Origin of the sequence: Alcanivorax sp. (assembly GCF_051117345.1) — a bacterium.
Classification (GTDB): Bacteria; Pseudomonadota; Gammaproteobacteria; order Pseudomonadales; family Alcanivoracaceae; genus Alcanivorax.
Window position 1 is genome coordinate 1 of sequence record NZ_JBNPEC010000123.1, and the last position, 13,557, is coordinate 13,557.

The window sequence follows — 13,557 nt, forward strand, 5'->3', positions numbered from 1 at the left end:
CCCATCGCTTTTACTATGGTCGCCAGATCACCGGCACCATCTGGTTCTTTACCCTGGGCCTGTTTTTCATCGGCTGGATCATCGATCTGTTTCTGATCCCCGGCATGGACGATGCGGCGGACGAACGCTACGAACCCGGCAGCGTCGACTACAACATCGGCTGGATTCTGCTCACCTTCCTGGGCATCTTCGGCATTCACCGTTTCTACATGGGCAAGGTGATTACCGGGATCATCTATCTGCTCACCGCCGGCCTGTTCGGGCTGGGCATCCTCTACGACTTCTGGACCCTGAACGGCCAGATCACCGAGAAAAACCGCCTGGCCTGAACCCGGCAGACGCCACGCCCATCACGGGCGTGGCCTTAACGCATCACAAACCCCGCAAACAACACCGCGAAACCACCCACCTCGGCCACGATCAACGACACCATGAAGGTGGACATGGCCAGCTCTGGCACACTACCGCCACCAAGACGATGGGGCCGCTGCAGCTGATTACGCGTGTCCTGCAGGAAACCGTGGAGAATATAGCTGCCAATGGCCAGGCCGAAAAACAACAGGCTCGCCAGCACCGCCAGCGTATTGACCCAGTCTTCCCAGATACTCAGCAAGGCAAACCGTTCCAGCACCAGGCAGGCGAACGCATACATCAGGCTCGCCCGGTGCGCCACATCCACATAGTAATGTGCCCTGCCCTTTTCACTGGTGGCCACCTGCCAGTACTTCCACACCCCGGTCAGCAGCCCCGTCAGAAAGAAAATACCGCAACCCCACAACGCCCACTGGTCTGCTGTCATTCTTCTCTCTCCTTATAGTTCAAAAAAATGCGCCAGGGTGGCCTGCATTAGTGGCTGGGCATGGCAATAACGCCGCCGTCCATCCCGCTCCACCCGGATAAGCCCGGCCTCGGCCAGTTCACGGACATGATGGGAGACCGTGGGGGCACCGATATTGAGGCGCTGCATGAAATCCCCGAAGGCACAGCCCGCCGGCACTTTGGCCAGATCCGCATGACCATGGGCACGACAGTGCTCCAGAATCACTTGGTAAATTCGCAAGCGGTTCGGGTTGGACAGGGCGCGAAAGGCCGCCGCCAGCTGATCCGCTGAACTCTCCGATATGTCTTTCCGTGCCAAAACCGGCACCTCCCCACAAAATGGTTTGACGGCTATCAAACTACCTTATAGTTTGACCATCATCAAACTATATAGCTGCTGACCTGCACAGGTCGCTGGAGGACAATCGTGAGCCACGCAGACACTCTCGGGCAATCACTGGCCCTGCCCTGCGGAATAACGCTGAAGAACCGCTTCGCCAAATCCGCCATGAGCGAAGCGCTGGGCACCATTGATAACCATGTCACCCCGGCCCTGGAGCGGCTCTATGGCCGCTGGGCCCAGGGCGGCACCGGGCTGCTGATTACCGGTAACATCATGATTGACCGTAACCACACCGGGGAGCCCCGTAACGTGGTACTGGAGGACGAGCGCGACATGGCCCTGCTGAAACGTTGGGCCGAGGCCGGCAAAAACCAGGGCAATGATATCTGGGTGCAACTCAACCATCCGGGCAAGCAGATCCCGCGCATGCTGGCCAGCGGTGACACCCTCGCCCCCTCCGCCGTCCCCTTTGGCAAGGAACTCAAAAGCGCCTTCAAGACGCCACGAGCCCTGAGCGAAGACGAGATCTTCGACATCATCCGCCGCTTTGCCTCCAGCGCAGCCCTGGCGAAAAAAGCCGGCTTTACCGGCGTACAGATCCATGGCGCCCACGGCTATCTGGTCAGCCAGTTCCTGTCCGGCCACCATAACCGTCGCACCGACAAATGGGGCGGTGTTCTGGAAAACCGCATGCGTTTTCCGCTGGAAATCTATCGCGCCATCCGTGATGCCGTTGGCCCCGATTACCCGGTCAGCATCAAACTCAACTCTGCGGATTTTCAACGTGGCGGCTTTACCGAAGAAGAGTCCATGACCGTAGCGGAAACGCTGGCCAATGAAGGCCTGGATCTGTTGGAGATTTCCGGGGGTAACTACGAGAACCCGGCCATGGCCGGCGCCAAAGGCGTGCGCGAAAGCACGGTTACCCGGGAAGCCTATTTCCTGGATTACGCCCAGGCCATTCGCCAGCGGGTATCCACGCCGCTGATGGTCACTGGCGGCTTCCGCTCAGCCCAGGCTATGGCGCAAGCCGTGGAGAGTGGCGCCACCGACCTGGTCGGCATTGCGCGCCCCCTGGCGGTGGAACCGGACCTGGCCAATCGCATTCTCGCCGGGCAGGAAGGCGTCATCAGCCGGGTCACGCCGCGCAGGACAGGCATCAAGATGATCGACGAAATGGCCATGATGGAAGTCTCCTGGTTTTCCCGTCAGCTGCATCGCATGGGCAAGGGGCAGGACCCGAAACCGGATGAGAGTGTACTGCTGTCGTTGTTCAAGGTGATCACGGAAATGGGTATCGGTAGCTTCAAGACCCGGCGGTTGCGGGCAAACAGTTGAAAGGCAGTTAATAGTTAACAGTGAATAGTTAATAGCGAAAAACAAAAAAGCCCTTGCCAGGTTTTCCCGGCAAGGGCTTTTTTGTAGAAGCGGCATTCCTTAAAGGGCGGCTGCCACCTCAGCGCCCTGGCGAATGGCGCGCTTGGCGTCGAGCTCTGCGGCCAGGTCGGCACCGCCGATCAAATGGAAGTTTTTCGCGTCTTCCTGATACAGCTCGCGCAGGGATTCCTGACCGGCACAGATCACCACATGGTCCACATCCAGCACGCGGCTTTCTTCGCCGATCTTGATATGCAGGCCCGCATCATCGATTTTCTCGTAGCTGCAGCCTTTCAGCATGTCCACGTTGCGGGATTTCAGGGTGGCGCGGTGTACCCAGCCGGAGGTCTTGCCCAGATCCTTGCCCAGTGGGGTGGGTTTACGCTGCAGCAGCGTGATCTGCCGGGCAGGTTTTTCCACCTGCGGCTCAACCAGGCCACCGGGTGCATCGCTGTCCATGTCCACGCCCCATTCCTTCATCCACTCCGGCAAAGGCTGCTCGCCGTCGCGGGGGTGTTCAGCCAGGAATTCGGACACATCAAAACCGATGCCGCCAGCACCAATTACCGCCACTTTTTCGCCCACCTGCGCCTTGCCACGCAGAACATCCACGTAGGAAAGCACCTTGGGGTGATCAATGCCGGGAATCCCCGGCGTACGCGGTAACACGCCGGTGGCGATGACGATTTCGTCAAAGCCTTGGGCCTGCAGGTCCGCCACTGCCACCCGGGTATTGAGTTTCAGGGTCACGCCGGTGTTTTCGATACGCTTGCTGAAATAGCGAATGGTGTTGTGAAACTCTTCCTTGCCCGGCACCACCTTGGCCATGTTGAACTGGCCACCGATCTCGCCGGCCTGATCGAACAGGGTCACATCATGGCCCCGCTCTGCCGCCACCGTGGCGCAGGACAGCCCCGCCGGGCCGGCACCGACGACCGCCACCTTCTTGGGCTTGGCAGTACGCAGATACATCAGCTCGGTTTCGTGACAGGCACGGGGATTAACCAGACAAGACGCCCGCTTGAGCTGGAAGGTGTGGTCCAGACAGGCCTGGTTACAGGCAATACAGGTATTGATCTCGTCCGCCTTGCCCTGCTCGGTCTTCTTCACGAAATCCGGGTCCGCCAGCAACTGACGGGCCATGGACACCGCATCCGCCTGACCGCTCTTGATAATCTCTTCTGCCACATCCGGGTCGTTGATGCGGTTGGATGCGCCCACCGGAATGGACACCACCTCTTTGACCTGACGGGTGGCTTCGGCAAAGGCTGCCCGAGGCACAGAGGTGACGATGGTAGGCACACGGGCCTCGTGCCAGCCGATACCGGAGTTCAGCAGGCTGCTGCCGGCCGCTTCCAGGGCCTTGGCCAGTTCCAGCACTTCTTCACGGGTGGAACCTTCCGGCACCAGATCAATCACCGACATGCGGAACATGATGATGAAATCGTCGCCACAGCGCTTGCGGGTTTCACGGACGATTTCCACCGGGAAACGGCGACGGTTTTCCGCATTACCGCCGTACTTGTCCTTGCGCTTGTTGGTGCGCGGGGCGGTGAACTGGTTGATCAGATAGCCTTCGGAACCCATGATTTCCACACCGTCATAACCGGCCTTCTTGGCCAGATAGGCAGTGTGCGCAAAATCCTTCACCGTCTGTTCCACTTCCTTCGTGGACATGGCCTTGGGCTTGAACGGGTTGATCGGGCTCTTGATCGCCGAGGCGGAACGGGAGAACGGGTGGTAACTGTAGCGGCCAGCATGAAGCACCTGCAGGGCAATCTTGCCCCCTTCCCGGTGTACCGCATCGGTCACCTTGCGGTGATTCATCACATCAAAACGGTTGTTGAACAGCCCGGAGAACGGGTAGAACCACCCTTTCTTGTTCGGGTTGAAGCCACCGGTAACAATCAAGCCAACACCGCCACGGGCACGCTCGGCAAAGTAAGCCGCGAGCTTGGGAAATTGCCAGAAACGGTCTTCCAGCCCGGTGTGCATGGACCCCATGATCACCCGGTTCTTGAGCTGGGTATGGCCCAGATCCAGGGGAGAAAGCAGGTTGGAATAGCGGTCGGCTGTCATGGTGTAAGCTCCGTATCGTCACCAAAGATGGCTACGCGTTGATTATCTGGACGCCGTCAAGTTAATGGCTTATTTTGACACTGTCAAGATTATTGCTGAAACTACCCTGGCAAGTGACAAGTTGACGGTTTCCACGAGGCAACCATGTAGCAGCAATCGGCAACGCCTGCGCCGCGCCCAAACCAGCTTGTTCGCGTAGACAGCGGCCTATCTGTCGCCAGCGTTATCGCGCATTGCAACTTGCCACTTTCAACTTGCAACTGGATTACCCATGTCACGACCCGCGCGCTATCACCACGGCGACCTGCATTCCACCCTGCTCCGGGAAGCCAACCGGCTGCTGGACGAGGACGGCATTGATGGCCTGTCCCTGCGCAAGCTGGCGGAACGGGCCGGCGTCTCTCGTACCGCACCTTACCACCACTTCCGAGACAAGAATGCCCTGCTCTGCGCCCTGGCGACCCAGGCGTTCAGCCAACTGGACGAAATGATCGGGCGGCAATTGCAGGGGGAAGGTTCGAAAGAACGGATTCAGCACTTTGTCCGCGAGTATCTGCGCTTTGCCACCGAACACCCGGAACAGTATGAGCTGATGTTCGGCCGCACCATCTGGAAAAGCGGAGACCCCACCGAGGAACTGAAGGCAGTGGCCTACCGCAGCTTCCGCAACTATGCGGAGCGGCTGGGGAGCCAGCTTCAGGGCCGACTTCCCGCTGACACCGATCCGCTGCGCGTGGCCCAGGCCAGCTGGGCCACCGTCCATGGCCTGTGCCGGCTGCTGATCGATGGCATCTACGTGAACCGGGAGGACATAGAGGCAGTCAGCGAACAGTCGGTGGCACTGATCATGGCCGCCCTGGCCCCTTCAACATGATCGGCTAACGACTTTGTTCCAGAAATTTCCGTAGCGCCGTCATATAGCGATCAAAGGCTTCGAACTGGGGCACATGCCCAATCCCCTCCAGTTCCACCAGGGTGGCATCGGGTATGCGCTGCGCGGTCTTTTCGCCCAACTGGTCGTAGCGGCCCAGGGTCTCGCGACTATCCTCGGGAGCCCGGTTGCGTCCCAGGGCAGTACGATCACGGGTACCGATAACAAGCAGCGTGGGCACCGCAAGACGGTCAAAATCCTGCACCACCGGCTGGCTGAAAATCATGTCGTAGTGCAACGCCGAATTCCAGGCAATACGGGGGTAATCCGGGCCACGCATCCAGCCCTGTTGCAGGGTCAGCAGCGGGTCATAGATCTCCTTCCATTGACCATCAAAATAGCTGGCGGTCATATAGGCTTTGACCTTCTCCGGGGTCTTGCTCAATTCTCCCTGATACCAGGCATCCACCGACTGCCAAGGCACCTGCTTGTGCTGCCAATCTTCCAGGCCGATGGGATTGACTAGCACCAGTGAGCGGGTGCGCTCTGGAAACATCAAGGCGAAGCGGGTGGCCAGCATGCCACCCATGGAGTGCCCTACTACAGTGACATCATCTACCTTCAGGTTGTCCAGCAGCCGTCGGGTCTGGTCTGCCAGCATCTGAAAGGAATACTGCAGGTGGGCCGGTTTGGAGGACTTGCCGAAACCGATCTGGTCCGGCACCACGACGCGGTAGCCATCGGCCAGCAATTCGATGATGGTGCGCTCCCAGTAGGCGCCGGAAAAATTCTTGCCGTGCAACAACAGAACCGTCTGCCCGTTACTCTGTTTCGGCGCCACATCCATGTAGGCCATTTCCAGTGATTGCTGTTGCTCGTCAATGGCCAGGGTGTGCACCGGAAACGGGTATTCATAACCGCTAAGGCGAGCACCCAGCGCCACCTGATCCGCCCACAACGATGTCGCCAGGGTGACGCCCACCGCGCCCATGAAACACACAACCAGCCACCGCTTCATAGTTTCTCTCCCATAGTGTTCACAGTATGTGAACCTGGGAGAAGCAGGGAGTTCCTGGCACGCTTCCAGAGAGAGACGCTGTCCCATATAAGGAATGCGGGTACCCGCCTGGGCAATAAACAGGCATAAAAAAACCGGCCCGAAGGCCGGTTTTTCTGAGTCATGCCAGCGATTACTTCTCGAGAATCGCTACCACGCCCTGGCCGCCAGCAGCACACACGGAGATCAGTGCGCGGCCGGAGCCTTTTTCGTTCAGCAGCTTGGCGGCGTTGGCGATGATACGGCCACCGGTGGCAGCAAACGGGTGACCGGCTGCCAGAGAGGAGCCTTTCACGTTCAGCTTGCTACGGTCGATGCTGCCCAGCGCTTTCTTGCGGCCCAGTTTTTCCTTGCAGAAGGTCTCATCTTCCCAGGCTTTCAGGGTAGACAGTACCTGGGACGCAAAGGCTTCGTGGATTTCATAGAAATCGAAGTCCTGCAGGGTCAGGTCCAGCTTGTCCAGCATGCTCGGTACGGCATAGGCCGGCGCCATCAGCAGGCCTTCTTTCTTGCCGATGAAATCCACGGCAGCAGCTTCACCGATGGTCAGGTAGGCCAGTACCGGCAGGCCACGCTCTTTGGCCCACTCTTCGGTGGCCAGCAGTACCGTGGAGGCACCGTCGGTCAGCGGGGTGGAGTTGGCCGGGGTCATGGTGCCGTCCGGGCCGCCGAAGCAAGGCTTCAGGGTAGCCAGTTTTTCCAGGGTGGAATCACCGCGCATGTTGTTGTCGCGTTCCAGGCCATTGAACGGGGTGATCAGGTCATCCTGCCAGCCATCTTCATAGGACTTGGCCAGGTTCTGGTGGGATTTCCACGCCAGCTCGTCCTGATCTTCGCGGGCAATGCCCCACTCCTTGGCGGTGAGTGCCTGGTGCTCGCCCATGGACAGGCCGGTGCGCGGCTCGCCGTTCTTGGGGATGTCGGGCATCAGGGATTTCGGGTTGAGCAGCTTCAGGCCCAACTTGGCGCGCTCGCCGTTGGTCTTGGCACGGTTCAGGGCCATGAACACCTTGCGGGCGTCTTCGTTCACACCCAGGGGCGCGTCGGAAGTGGTGTCAACGCCGCCGGCGATGGCGCAATCGATCTGGCCCAGAGCAATCTTGTTGGCCACCAGGATGGCGGCTTCCAGGCCGGTACCGCAGGCTTGCTGCAGATCATAGGCCGGGGTTTCCGGGGCGAGCTTGGAGCCCAGCACGGATTCGCGTACCAGGTTGAAGTCGCGGGCGTGCTTCATCACTGCGCCGGCAGCCACTTCGTCGATTTTCTCGCCGTGCAGCTTGAAGCGATCCACCAGACCGTCGATGGCAGCAGTCAGCATGTCCTGATTGCTGGTATCGATGTAAGCGGAGTTGGAACGGGCAAACGGGATACGGTTACCGCCGATAATGGCAACCTTACGTACGGCTTTACCTGCCAGCATAGTCATGTCCTCTAAAGATGGCGGTGAGCAACGACAGCGTGAAAACGCTACAGTATTCACTCGAATGGGCGCAGTCTACCCGCAACCGGCACGGCCTCATTGGCTCAAACGCCTGTTTGACTACCGGCGCCGGTCAATACACCCGCCACATTGCAGTGATTCAATACGCGCCAGTGTGCGACAGGGCTGACCGTCATGCCCTACGAAAGAAGTCTGATTTTGACGCTTCATTCCGCAGCACCTCTTTAAACCCGCTCTGGTTGCACTAATGTAACCAGACACATTCATCTTCTGATGGCAAAGGACAGGATCATGAGCGATACCTATCAGGCGATTGCCAATTCTTCTATGGGCAAGGCGCTGTTTGGCGCAATCAACCTCCCTATTCCGGTCATTCTCGAGCGCTGGCAGCCGGGCCAGGCTTCCTTCATCAAGGGCCGCGTGCTGGTGGGTGCCGCCAACGGTTCCAGCGGTATCGATACCGTCCTGGCGACCCTGAAAGATGCGCCGGAAGCGCAGGTAGCCGTACTGGCCAACACCGGTAACGCCACCGAGCTGCAGAAGAAAGCCGGCAAGCTGGGCGTGAGCGCGGACAACTACACCGCCAACCGCGAAGACGATGCCAAGTTCAAGGGCCTGGTATTCGATGCCACCGGCATCCAAAATCCGGATGAGCTGAAAGCCCTGTGGGAATTCTTCCACCCGGTGATCCGCAAGCTGGAAAAGTGTGCCCGCGTTGTGGTCATCGGCCGCACCCCGGAAAAACAGACAGGCGCTGCCCGAGTGGCCCAGCGTGCCCTGGAAGGTTTCACTCGCTCCGTAGGCAAGGAAATCAAGAAAGGCGCCACCGCCCAGCTGGTGTATGTCGACGAAGGCGCGGAAGCGCAACTGGCGTCTCCCCTGCACTTCTTCCTGTCTCCGAAATCTGCCTACGTATCCGGCCAGGTGGTTCGCGCTACCGAAGCGGGCTTCAAGGCTGCCAAGTTCGACTGGGACAAGCCACTGGCCGGCAAGAAGGCCCTGGTCACCGGTGGCTCTCGTGGTATCGGTGCTGCCATCGCTGAAGTACTGGCCCGCGACGGCGCTACCGTTACCGTGCTGGATATCCCGCCCATGGCCGACGACCTGAACCAGGTGGCCGAGCAGATTGGTGGCGATACCCTGGAACTGGATATCACCGCTGACGACGCCCCCGCCACCATCGCCGCCAAGGCGAAGGAAATCGGCGGCTACGACGTGGTCGTACACAATGCCGGCGTTACCCGCGACAAGATGCTGGGCAACATGCCAGAGAAGTTCTGGGACATGGTGCTGAACATCAACATCGCCAGCCAGCTGCGCATCAACGAGAAACTGCTGGCTGATGGCGGCATGGGCAAAGGTGGCCGCATCATCTCCATCAGCTCCATTGCCGGTATCGCCGGTAACCTGGGCCAGACCAACTACGGCACCTCCAAGGCCGCCGTCATCGGCATGATCGACGCCTACAAGGACGAGTACGCCGAGAAAGGCATCACCATCAATGCCGTGGCACCGGGCTTCATCGAAACCCAGATGACCGCCGCCATCCCCTTCACCATCCGTGAAGCGGGCCGCCGCATGAACGCCATGAACCAGGGCGGTCAGCCGGTGGATGTAGCCGAAACCATCGCCTTCTTTGCCAGCCCGGCCTCTCAGGGTCTGACCGGCAACGTGGTGCGTGTGTGTGGTCAGATGCTGCTGGGTGCGTAACAGCCGCAAGCTGCAAGCCTCAAGCTGCAACGCGGTTTGAGACTTGCGCCACACGATCGACAAAAGAGCCGCGCCGCAAGGTGCGGTTCTTTTGTTTGTGTCCCCCTTACAAGACCAAGACGTAGGGTGAATTAGCCGCAGGCGTAATCCACCATGATGCCGGGCAGAAAGGCAAAGAGCGGTGGATGACGCCTGCGGCTGATCCACCCTACACAACACACTGGCAGCAACGAAAAAGCCTCGCCAGGTCTACCCCAGCAGGGCCAAAGATCCCGTGCTCTCCCGCAACGAGACGCTACAACATCAGGGCTGAGGCTCTCAGGCCGCTTTCGCCAATTTTTCTTCGCGCTTCTTTTTCGCTTTCGCCGCCCCACCGGGCATGAACTGACGGACATCCCAGAAGAAGTAGCGCTTGAGAACACTGCTGGCTTCATCATCCTTCTGGCGCCAGCCATAGATTTCCGGCTTTTCCTTTTCGATGGCCAGGGTGCCAAAGATCAGCCAATCATAGATCGCCAGGGTGGCCGTTACGTTCTTGGCAGAATTCGGGCCACGGGAATGATGGTGATGGTGCTGGGTCGGGAACGTGATGATATGTGACAGGCCCCACATGGTTTTGCGCACCCAGGCCCACGGGTGATTGTGAAAATACAAATCCCAGTTCCAGTTCACATGGGTCTGCGCCGCCCAGATACCCTTGAACGCCGTCGCAATGAGAAACACCTCGACCAGCCCCAGGTACAGGCACACCAGCTGGAAGGCATAGTTGGGCATGATCATCCACCAGGCCCAGCCATTCACAAACGTCTGGGTGACAGACAGCTGCCCCTTGTTGTCCTGCCCGCCGGCCAGATGGTGCGGGCGATGGCTCATTTTATAAAGCGCCTGCACCCACTGCAGCACCTTGTTTTTGGGACGACGGCTGTGGGCAAACAGATGGAACGAACCATGAATAAATTCTTCAATGCAGAAGAACGCAATCAGGGTCGGCCAGAAATACTGTTTTTCCAGCCAGGCCAGTGAACCCGCACTGCCCGGAAACAGATTGGTGAGGCCAAGGGTGATCAGTAGCAGCATCAGGGGACGCTGCACGGCAACCATGACAAGCGTGGCCAGAAAGGCGACCTTCCAGTCCTGCTTGGTCTTGCGGCCGTTACGGGTACGGCCGCTAAACACTTCCCAGATGGCGGTGATGACGATAAACGCCGTCACAACCAGGGTGAGTTGCTTATCCATTGTTATTCTCCAGGGTCATTCGTGTTGTTGCGCACAAATTGACCATAAACTGGCACTTCTACCCTTACTAATTGATATTTGATATAAGTAATATCCATGAAGCTGAACTTACGCAGTATCGACCTGAACCTGCTGCCGGTCTTCGATGCCATCATGGATGCTGGCCAGCTATCCCGGGCCGCAGACCAGCTGGGAATGAGCCAGCCCGCCATCAGTGCGGCGCTGCAGCGCCTGCGCCACACCCTGGACGACGACCTCTTCGTGCGTACCCGCCAGGGCATGGTGCCCACTCCCCGTGCCCGTGAGCTGCACCAGCTACTCGCCCCGCAACTGGCATCCCTGCGGGATTCGCTGGACCCGGGCAACCGCTTTGATCCGGCCAACAGCCAGCGACAGTTCCGACTGCTCAGCATGGATTACTTCGAGATGGTGATACTGCCGCCGCTACTACAACGCATCCGACAGCAGGCTCCGGATGTAGGGCTGGAGGTCACGCCAGCCGGCGATGATATGGCAGGCACCCTGATTAAAGCCCGTGCCGACCTGGCCGTGGATTCTTTCGCCCCCGAAGACAGCCGGCTGCAACGGGAGGTACTGCTGGAGGAGAACCTGGTGGTGGTGGCGCGTCGGGGACATCCACGGATACAGGGCCGCTGCAGTAAATCCCGCTTCCTGAAAGCCGAACATGTGGTGCTGCCGGAGCGCAACCGACGTCTGCCCCTGGATCTGATTCTCAATGCCCCCGGCTGGCAGCGACGTACCGGCGCCCGGGTCACCCAGTTTGCCAGCATGCTTGCCGTCAGTGCCCGCTCAGACATGATTGCCCCCGTGCCGGAGCGCTTGGCCCGCCACTACGCCGACACCCTGGCATTGAAGGTCTTGCCCTTCCCGGTCACCCTGCCACCGGTTCCCGTTTATAGGCTCTGGCCTTCCGCCCTGGACTGAGACCCCGCCGATCGCTGTCGTCACCACCAACTGACCGATTCCGCTGCCACTGAACCTGCCCCTTGAATCCCTGTCTGACTATCACCATCTTAGTAGGCATATACGCTAAAACAGGACACCCCATGGGTTTCGGTCGCATTTTCTTCTTCATCTTCGCTTTCGCCCTACTGGAAGTGCTGGTACTGGCCAAGGTAGCCGGCCTGATTGGCTGGCCGATCACTATCGTGGCCACCGTGGTTACCGCCCTGCTGGGTAGCTACCTGTTCCGCCGCCAGGGGCTGGAAACCTGGATACGCCTCAACCAGCGCATGCAACAGGGCGACATGCCCGGCCAGGAAATGGTGGAAGGCATCATGCTGCTGCTCGGCGGCGCCCTGCTGATCACCCCCGGCTTCATTACCGACGCGGTGGGCTTCGCCCTGCTGCTGCCAGGCTCCCGCCGTGCCATGGCCCGCAAGGTCATCGAGAAAGGCACCCTGCAGGGTTTCGCCACCATGCAAGGCGGCGGCGTCACCTATACCAGCTACACCCGACAGGGCCCCAACCCCTTCCAGCAGCCACCCCGCCAGGACGATGGCAATGTGACCATTGAGGGGGAAGCACACAGGGAAAAAGATGAATAGTTAATAGTTCGCGAGATCTGTTCTCATGTGTTTGAAAAGGCCGCGATCCGACCCCGCGAGTTATTAATTATTCATTGCCCCACCTGCGACACTTTGCCACATTGGTCCCACCCCCGGTTTTGTTGATAATGCCCCCGCCATCATCCGGGGGTTCCATGCATCGTCGTCTTCTCGCCAGCATTCTGCTTAGCAGTCTTTCCTCATTACACGCCAGTGAGCTGGAAACCATTTCCGTCAGTCAGTCCGGTTCAGCACTGGATAGTCAGCCCTCTGCCCTAAGCAGTCAGATCACCGCTGCAGAAGTGGCGGACATCAATACTGCGGACAGCGAAGACGTGATCAAGTACCAGCCTAACCTGATGGTGCGTAAACGTTTTATCGGCGACCGCAATGGCCTGCTTACCTTCCGCGACATGCACAACTTCCAGACCCCGCGCGCGCTGGTTTACAGCGACGGGCTGCTGCTCAGTAATTTCCTCGGCGCCAACTTCGGCACAGCCCCCCGCTGGGACGTGGTTCAGCCTCGGGAAATCGACCGGGTGGAGATTCTCTACGGGCCCTACTCTGCCCGTTACAGCGGCAACAGCCTGGGCGGCGTCACCGTGTTCCACACAACGATGCCCAGCCAGCCAATGGCCCATCTCAGTGCCGGTACCTTTTTGCAGGACTTCGACGACTACGGCACCGACGAGACGTACCTGGGCCATCGGCTAAACGCCGTTATCGGCGATCGCAAAGGCGACTGGAGCGTGCTGCTGGCTGCCAGCCGGCTGGAAAACGAAGGCCACCCGCAGAGCTTTGCTCTCACCCGTGGGCCAGGCGCCAATCCCGGCACCCCGGTAACCGGCGCCTACCCGTATTCCCAGGGCGGCTATCTCTACAATGCTGCCAGCGGTAGCGAGGTGACCGAGCAGAACCTGAAACTGAAACTGGGCTACGACCTGACCCGCGACCTGCAGGCCCGCCTCACCCTGGCCTGGCTGGACCGCCGCGATGAAACCCTGAAACCGCAGACCTATCTGCGCGATACCAATGGCAGCCTGGTCTACAACGGCG

Annotated in this window: 13 protein-coding genes; 7 read left to right on the plus strand and 6 right to left on the minus strand. The window is 59.4% G+C overall.

Features of this window, described 5'->3' with window-relative positions:
* The coding region (locus ACFE0K_RS08145; RefSeq protein ID WP_434535590.1) for a TM2 domain-containing protein at positions 1-329 on the plus strand (329 nt) is incomplete at its 5' end.
* A gap of 35 nt (positions 330-364) precedes the next feature.
* Here ACFE0K_RS08145 and ACFE0K_RS08150 read toward each other — a convergent pair.
* Together ACFE0K_RS08150 and ACFE0K_RS08155 are read right to left on the minus strand one after the other, a co-directional pair.
* The gene (locus ACFE0K_RS08150; RefSeq protein ID WP_434535591.1) at positions 365-799 is read right to left on the minus strand and encodes a hypothetical protein; all 435 of its coding nucleotides are present in this window, start codon (positions 797-799) and stop codon (positions 365-367) included.
* Between the two features lie 12 nt (positions 800-811).
* Positions 812-1,147, minus strand: a complete 336-nt coding sequence (locus tag ACFE0K_RS08155) for an ArsR/SmtB family transcription factor (RefSeq protein ID WP_434535592.1) — start codon at positions 1,145-1,147, stop codon at positions 812-814.
* 99 nt (positions 1,148-1,246) lie between these two features.
* Between ACFE0K_RS08155 and ACFE0K_RS08160 the strand changes: the two genes are divergently transcribed.
* Complete coding sequence (locus ACFE0K_RS08160) at positions 1,247-2,500, plus strand: NADH:flavin oxidoreductase/NADH oxidase family protein (protein WP_434535593.1); 1,254 nt, start codon at positions 1,247-1,249, stop codon at positions 2,498-2,500.
* Positions 2,501-2,599: 99 nt separating this feature from the next.
* On the opposite strand, the gene ACFE0K_RS08165 is transcribed toward ACFE0K_RS08160, so the two are convergent.
* Positions 2,600-4,618 carry an FAD-dependent oxidoreductase gene (locus ACFE0K_RS08165; RefSeq protein WP_434535594.1) on the minus strand — a complete coding sequence of 673 codons (2,019 nt, stop codon included), beginning with the start codon at positions 4,616-4,618 and terminating at the stop codon, positions 2,600-2,602.
* A 271-nt stretch (positions 4,619-4,889) separates the two neighbouring features.
* On the opposite strand from ACFE0K_RS08165, the gene ACFE0K_RS08170 reads away from it, so the two are divergent.
* Positions 4,890-5,492, plus strand: a complete 603-nt coding sequence (locus tag ACFE0K_RS08170) for a TetR/AcrR family transcriptional regulator (RefSeq protein WP_434535595.1) — start codon at positions 4,890-4,892, stop codon at positions 5,490-5,492.
* 4 nt (positions 5,493-5,496) lie between these two features.
* Here the strand turns inward: ACFE0K_RS08170 and ACFE0K_RS08175 are convergent, their stop codons facing one another.
* Complete coding sequence (locus ACFE0K_RS08175; RefSeq protein WP_434535596.1) at positions 5,497-6,507, minus strand: alpha/beta fold hydrolase; 1,011 nt, start codon at positions 6,505-6,507, stop codon at positions 5,497-5,499.
* Between the two features lie 172 nt (positions 6,508-6,679).
* Positions 6,680-7,966, minus strand: coding sequence for an acetyl-CoA C-acetyltransferase (locus ACFE0K_RS08180; RefSeq protein ID WP_434535597.1), 1,287 nt, complete (start codon positions 7,964-7,966; stop codon positions 6,680-6,682).
* A 312-nt stretch (positions 7,967-8,278) separates the two neighbouring features.
* On the opposite strand from ACFE0K_RS08180, the gene ACFE0K_RS08185 reads away from it, so the two are divergent.
* Positions 8,279-9,697, plus strand: a complete 1,419-nt coding sequence (locus ACFE0K_RS08185; protein WP_434535598.1) for a 3-oxoacyl-ACP reductase — start codon at positions 8,279-8,281, stop codon at positions 9,695-9,697.
* Between the two features lie 318 nt (positions 9,698-10,015).
* Here the strand turns inward: ACFE0K_RS08185 and ACFE0K_RS08190 are convergent, their stop codons facing one another.
* Complete coding sequence (locus tag ACFE0K_RS08190; RefSeq protein ID WP_434535599.1) at positions 10,016-10,933, minus strand: sterol desaturase family protein; 918 nt, start codon at positions 10,931-10,933, stop codon at positions 10,016-10,018.
* Positions 10,934-11,029: 96 nt separating this feature from the next.
* Here ACFE0K_RS08190 and ACFE0K_RS08195 point away from each other — a divergent pair, with 96 nt between their 5' ends.
* The 3 genes from ACFE0K_RS08195 to ACFE0K_RS08205 all read left to right on the plus strand — a co-directional run.
* Positions 11,030-11,878 carry a LysR substrate-binding domain-containing protein gene (locus tag ACFE0K_RS08195; protein WP_434535600.1) on the plus strand — a complete coding sequence of 283 codons (849 nt, stop codon included), beginning with the start codon at positions 11,030-11,032 and terminating at the stop codon, positions 11,876-11,878.
* A gap of 122 nt (positions 11,879-12,000) precedes the next feature.
* The gene (locus ACFE0K_RS08200; protein ID WP_434535601.1) at positions 12,001-12,501 is read left to right on the plus strand and encodes an FxsA family protein; all 501 of its coding nucleotides are present in this window, start codon (positions 12,001-12,003) and stop codon (positions 12,499-12,501) included.
* Positions 12,502-12,656: 155 nt separating this feature from the next.
* On the plus strand, positions 12,657-13,557 hold a 901-nt coding region (locus ACFE0K_RS08205), incomplete at its 3' end, for a TonB-dependent receptor plug domain-containing protein (RefSeq protein ID WP_434535602.1).

What these genes read in the sequence shown, in the direction of transcription:
- ACFE0K_RS08195 (WP_434535600.1), top strand. Translation starts at nt 11,030, where the DNA reads ATGAAGCTGAACTTACGCAGTATCGACCTGAACCTGCTGCCGGTCTTC.
- ACFE0K_RS08170 (WP_434535595.1), top strand. Translation starts at nt 4,890, where the DNA reads ATGTCACGACCCGCGCGCTATCACCACGGCGACCTGCATTCCACCCTG.
- ACFE0K_RS08200 (WP_434535601.1), top strand. Translation starts at nt 12,001, where the DNA reads ATGGGTTTCGGTCGCATTTTCTTCTTCATCTTCGCTTTCGCCCTACTG.
- ACFE0K_RS08165 (WP_434535594.1), bottom strand. Translation starts at nt 4,618, where the DNA reads ATGACAGCCGACCGCTATTCCAACCTGCTTTCTCCCCTGGATCTGGGC.
- ACFE0K_RS08180 (WP_434535597.1), bottom strand. Translation starts at nt 7,966, where the DNA reads ATGCTGGCAGGTAAAGCCGTACGTAAGGTTGCCATTATCGGCGGTAAC.
- ACFE0K_RS08185 (WP_434535598.1), top strand. Translation starts at nt 8,279, where the DNA reads ATGAGCGATACCTATCAGGCGATTGCCAATTCTTCTATGGGCAAGGCG.
- ACFE0K_RS08175 (WP_434535596.1), bottom strand. Translation starts at nt 6,507, where the DNA reads ATGAAGCGGTGGCTGGTTGTGTGTTTCATGGGCGCGGTGGGCGTCACC.
- ACFE0K_RS08150 (WP_434535591.1), bottom strand. Translation starts at nt 799, where the DNA reads ATGACAGCAGACCAGTGGGCGTTGTGGGGTTGCGGTATTTTCTTTCTG.
- ACFE0K_RS08190 (WP_434535599.1), bottom strand. Translation starts at nt 10,933, where the DNA reads ATGGATAAGCAACTCACCCTGGTTGTGACGGCGTTTATCGTCATCACC.